Source organism: Halalkalibacterium halodurans, from assembly GCF_004376175.1.
GTDB classification, from domain to species: Bacteria; Bacillota; Bacilli; order Bacillales; family Bacillaceae_D; genus Halalkalibacterium; species Halalkalibacterium halodurans.
The window spans coordinates 1-819 of sequence record NZ_SNUY01000163.1 but is presented as its reverse complement, the minus strand read 5'-3'; the positions used below and the strand labels follow the sequence as shown (position 1 = coordinate 819).

General features: G+C 40.2%; 1 protein-coding gene. It reads left to right on the top strand.

Features of this window, described 5'->3' with window-relative positions:
- A partial coding sequence (locus E2L07_RS20620; RefSeq protein WP_134230538.1) for an N-acetylmuramoyl-L-alanine amidase occupies window positions 1-819 on the top strand: 819 nt, incomplete at both ends.

Sequence of the window (819 nt, the reverse complement as noted above, 5' to 3'; positions counted from 1 at the left end):
TGAGACTCGGCTACGGGTTACATTGGAATAACCCAACAGCGTTTTACGGTGCGGAAACAGAGGAAGAAGTAAGGAAGTTTCAACGAGACTATAACCTCCCAGTGAGTGGAATCGCTGATGCCAAGACTCTTGAAGAAATCAGAAAAGCCGTTGATAGAAGAGTTGTCAAAATCTTTTTAGACCCTGGTCATGGAGGAAGTGATCCAGGGGCAGTATCTAATGGGTTAAAAGAAAGTGATGTTGTACTTGACATTGCAAGAAGGACAGCAGATGTTCTAAGAACCCAATACAGCGGGGTGGAAGTTCAGCTTTCTCGAACAGGCGATACGACTGTTAATTTACAAGATAGAGCCAATATGGCTAATAATTGGGGCGCTGATTATTTTGTAAGCTTCCATGCGAATGCAGGTGGAGGTCGCGGGTTTGAAACATATATTCACAATGGAAGTGTTTCTAATGAGACAAGAGTAAGACAAAGAGATATACACAACTACTTAATAAGCAGAATTGGTATACATGATAGAGGGATGAAGTCTGCTAACTTTGCCGTACTTCGTGAGACAAAGATGCCAGCTATCCTAATTGAATATATGTTTATTGACAACGCGACAGAGCGTAGCTTACTTAGTGATCCTAGCTACAGAAGGTGGCTTGGTCAAATTACCGCTGAGGCAATTGCTTCATCTTATAACTTAAAGAGCTTGTTCAAAAAGCACCTTTTTAATCAAATCATAAATAGAAAATCAGTTGACTACACTTCCATTAATGGTAATGAAAGTAAAATAATTTCAGACAAAAAAATGTACCTTCGCCCCACTC